The organism is uncultured Paraglaciecola sp. (assembly GCF_913058035.1).
Classification (GTDB): Bacteria; Pseudomonadota; Gammaproteobacteria; order Enterobacterales; family Alteromonadaceae; genus Paraglaciecola.
Map to the genome: position 1 here is coordinate 1 of NZ_CAJXPA010000265.1, position 4,403 is coordinate 4,403.

Annotated in this window: 4 protein-coding genes and 1 pseudogene; all 5 read left to right on the top strand. The window is 42.7% G+C overall.

Going from position 1 to position 4,403, the window contains the following annotated elements; translation table 11 throughout:
- Window positions 1–135 (top strand): hypothetical protein (locus QZ562_RS19875; RefSeq protein ID WP_293764184.1); only part of this gene is annotated, 135 nt, incomplete at its 5' end.
- A gap of 292 nt (window positions 136–427) precedes the next feature.
- Complete coding sequence (locus QZ562_RS19880) at window positions 428–934, top strand: type II secretion system protein (protein ID WP_293764177.1); 507 nt, start codon at window positions 428–430, stop codon at window positions 932–934.
- A gap of 445 nt (window positions 935–1,379) precedes the next feature.
- The gene (locus QZ562_RS19885; protein ID WP_293764179.1) at window positions 1,380–2,660 is read left to right on the top strand and encodes an MFS transporter; all 1,281 of its coding nucleotides are present in this window, start codon (window positions 1,380–1,382) and stop codon (window positions 2,658–2,660) included.
- Between the two features lie 256 nt (window positions 2,661–2,916).
- Window positions 2,917–3,594 (top strand): glutathione S-transferase family protein, encoded by a 678-nt coding sequence (locus QZ562_RS19890; RefSeq protein ID WP_293764181.1) that lies wholly within the window; start codon window positions 2,917–2,919, stop codon window positions 3,592–3,594.
- 588 nt (window positions 3,595–4,182) lie between these two features.
- Window positions 4,183–4,287 (top strand): annotated as a pseudogene (locus QZ562_RS21380) (transposase); the annotation flags it as partial.
- Window positions 4,288–4,403: the final 116 nt, after the last annotated feature.

Below are 4,403 nucleotides of genomic sequence, written 5' to 3' on the forward strand. Positions count from 1 at the left end.
CATAATGTGGGGCATTTATACAAAGCAGACGATAATCTATCGACTTTTTATCGTTCTCTTGATCCAACAAATAGCTTCAATCCTGGCATAGGCAAGATGGAAAAAAATCAGCGAAACTGTAACTGCTGTTTATAATTTTTAATCATCAGATATAACGACCCTTAATAAGCCAGTTTTAGTGCAAACATAATAGTGGGTTTATATTTAGAACATTGAACCGTTCTGCTTCCGAGTAACTACGTTTTCTGATAAGTATTTTTCTTGGGCCCACTTAAAAAAAACGATTTGCAAAATTGAACTTGGTAAGTTTTTGATAACTAAACCTATATTTTGATAATAGCTGCGGTCAAGATAAAAACAGGCCGTTATCTAGTAAGCGTTTCAATTAACAATTGTTTACACATTCAGACATCAGAGTTGGATAAACATGCAACAACAGAACATAAAAAAACAAGTCGGCTTTACCCTTATAGAGTTAATTATTGTAATTGTTTTACTTGGTATCCTTGCAATCACTGCTGTACCAAAGTTTATCGATATTTCTTCAGATGCTCATCGTGCAACAATGAAACAGCTGGAAGGCTCTTTAAAAGAAGCAAGTAAATTGGTTTATTTAAAATCAGTTATCGAAGGCGAACAAAAGATTAGCCAACTAGTCACTCCTGCACCTGATGTTGATGGCATTCTTACTCATTTTGGGTACCCTGTACATGGAGAGATTAAAGCTTTGCTTAATTTAAGTGAAAGTGATTGGAGAATCTGGGAATATGATATTTGGTTACATATTTTACCTGCGCATATAACAGCTGATGATAGCAGTCAGTCATTTTTTGACGCAATTGGCACTGGTGCGGACGCGTGTAATATTATTTATGAGCAATCTTCCATAAGACCCACCCCTTGGAGTATAACAAGCAATCTCGATGGCTGTTAATTCCTATAATAATCGAACAAAATTAACAGACACCATGATAACGAGCAACCAAAAAAATATTTTTGCGATTTATTACGATGGGTGTTTTGTTAATTTTTGTTGTTAATTAGTTGAGCAAAAGCTCATGTATTCATGGTTTGCACCACTGATTTCATAAATCGTTATTACGTTATTATATCCTCCCACATTCTTGTCGCTCGCATGCTTTTGTCAAATGGATCCCCCTTGGACTAACAGCCGCTAATAAAGACCCATTATGATTCATTCATAATTAAAATAGATGTGTTTGTAGGTAACTTGTTATTGCTTTGTTGCGTATGTGTAAACGTTTTCCGCCCTAAAAGCCTAATAAAATAGACTACTCACTTCATTGAGTGATGCTTGAGCGCAAAAAAATAGTGGGCATACTAATTATTCTTTATAAATAATCACTCGAGAATGTTCTATGAATGCGGAAACACGCAGTTATCGACGGTATGTCCTATTTATTCTTACCTTGGTTTATGTGTTCAATTTTGTCGATCGGCAGATTCTAGTCATTTTACAGGAGCCGATCAAAGCTGAACTTGGGCTGTCTGATACACAGCTTGGCTTATTAACGGGTTTTGCCTTCGCTTTGTTCTACGTAGTAGTCGGTATTCCAATCGCCCGTTGGGCCGATGTCGGCAATCGCAGAAATATTGTTAGTCTGGCCTTAGTGGTTTGGAGCGGTATGACAGCGGTATCAGGTTTAGCACAAAACTATACTCAATTGCTACTCGCAAGGATAGGTGTGGGTGTAGGTGAAGCTGGAGCCAGCCCGCCTTCTCACTCTATGATTTCTGATTATTATGCGCCCGAAGAGAGGGGGGCTGCTATGTCTATTTACAGTATGGGGTTGTATATCGGTATTCTGGTTGGCCTGTTATTAGGTGGCTGGTTGGCCGACAAAATCGGTTGGCGGATGGCCTTTTTTGCTGTGGGCTTACCCGGTATTTTGATGGCCGTAGTGGTACGTTTAACGCTCAAAGAGCCTCCTCGTGGTGGCACTGGCATGGTGTCTGACCCTTCTGCCGGCGAAGGGTATACCTTTAAAGAAACACTGAGTTACCTATGGGGATCTAAAGCTTTTCGTAATGCCTCTTTCGCCGCTGGTTTCTGTGCCTTTGCGGGTTATTCTTCATTAACGTTCATCCCCTCTTTTTTAATTCGCAGCCATGCTATGAGTGTCTCAGAAGTGGGTGTTGCCTTGGGCCTGATTATTGGTGTTTCAGGTGTGATTGGGGCTCTCAGTGGTGGCTTTTTGGCAGACAAGTTGGGCAAAAACGATATGCGTTGGTATATGTGGGTACCGGGCATCGGTGTCTTAATTTCGTTGCCTTTTAGTTTGTTGGCACTGACCTTAGAGTCGCTGAACGCGGTATTGGTCTGCATATTTATCGGTAATGTGTTTATGTCCTGTTATCTCGGCCCAACCATCGCGATTGCCCATCATTTGGTCAAACCGTCGATGCGTGCCACAACTTCGGCTATTTTGTTTTTTATCCTTAATATTGTGGGACTAGGTTGTGGGCCTGTGGTGACCGGTATGATCAGTGATTATTTAGCACCAGAGTACGGTGCAGAATCGCTGCGTTATGCATTAATGTTTTCATGCCTTGTTATTCTGATCGCCGTTGTTCAATATCTTCGCAGCGGCTCAGCTTTACCAAAACACGCCGATGAAAGAGGCCAAGCGGATACTTGAAACATGAAGGTATAAAAGTTTATTTTTTAGTAAGCAAAGCGCACACCGCGTGGCAGATGCTTTTTCTCAGCTAAAGAAGACACCCATTTTAAAAAAGTAACAAAACAGCTAAACGAATTAACAAGACACCCATGATAATGAGCATCCAAAAAAATAGTTTTGCGATTTATTACGATGGGTGTCTTGTTAGTTACGTTTCTTGTTCTGAAATCTCAGAGATATTTGTTACACTGCGCCTATTTGACAGGAAACAAAGATGCTAAAGCTCCACGGATTCTCTTCCAGTAATTACTACAACGTACCCAAGCTCGCCCTGCTTGAAAAAGGCCTACCGTTTGAAGAGGTCGTGTCCTATACCGGCGTCGGTCCGAAATACAGGCCTGAGTATCTGCAAAAGAGCCCCTTGGGGAAAGTGCCTTGCCTTGAGACACCGGAAGGCTTTATCAGCGAGTCCCGGGCGATCCTTGAATACATCGAGCGGGCGCATCCAGAACCTTCCCTGTTACCCGATACGCCGTTTGGTGTTGCCAAAGTACAGGAGTTCTCGCAGTTCATAGAGCTGTATTTTGAGCTGGTGGCACGCCGATTGATTCCGAACCTGCTAAGCGGCAGACAAGCGGATCCGGCGGTGCTTAAGGAAGTAGAATCAGGTCTTACTAAAGCAGCCGCTGCGTTGCCGACATTATCCAGCTTTGAAACCTTTGCTTATGGCGATCAGTTTACGCTGGCCGATATCGCTGCGATCCTGAACTTGCCCATCGTCCGCGACGTGGGTAACCGGTTCTTTAACAACGATCCCTTGGCTGCAGTGCCCGGCCTGAGCGACTACTGCGCACGCATGGAAGAGCGACCCCACGTCAAAACCATCCGCGCCGATGCCGCAGCTGACAGGCCGGGTTTTATGGCACATTTGAAGGAACTCTACGGGATTTAGTACAAAGAGGCGGGGTAGCAGGCAGAGACAAAATCGAGCACCGCCTCAAATTAACAGGGAAATTAACAGGACAGGCATGATAATTATCAGCTGTTCAATCTCTGGTGGCTCCGCCACTGCCTTTCCCCGCATTTAAAGTTTCAGCACAAAAAGGCTTATTTAAGGGGCAAATGACAAGCGGACGCCGCGCGGGAAGTCATTTGAGGGGAGCTTGAAGGGATACATTCGTAACAACAACGCGGTTAGCGCCCAAGAATAAGCCACTTTTACGGTAAAAAACTTTGGCAGCGAGCGGCATTTTCTGGATACTATTTATTGCTGTTGAAAAAGAGTATCTGGCTCGAAGGAATTCAAGACAAAAACCATCACGACTATGGCGCGAAGCGTGCTTTTAATTTTGTATACAGAGTTGAAGCATGCGCTGTCACATACCTTGTTTGATTTCAGAATATGGTCATAGGAATTAACAAGATATCCATGGTAACGAGCAGCCCAAAAAAATAGTTTTCAGGTTTATTATGATGGGTGTCTTTATGATTTAAGAAGAGCAATGGATAACCCTGAATACCGTACCGAATTCGAACAACATTTTGTTATGCAGCGGGCGCAGAGCAGATGATGCAAGCATTCAAAACGCATACCCACAGAAAACGAATAGGCGGGGTGAAGCAAGCCAAACGACTGCTATCGTAGAAATACCCAACAAACATTCAAACATCCCATTATTTTGTGTTTTTTTTAATTAAAGAGGACGAAACATGTCTAAAAATCAGCGTTTAACGCTTAGTTTTATTAATACAGCCCCAGTA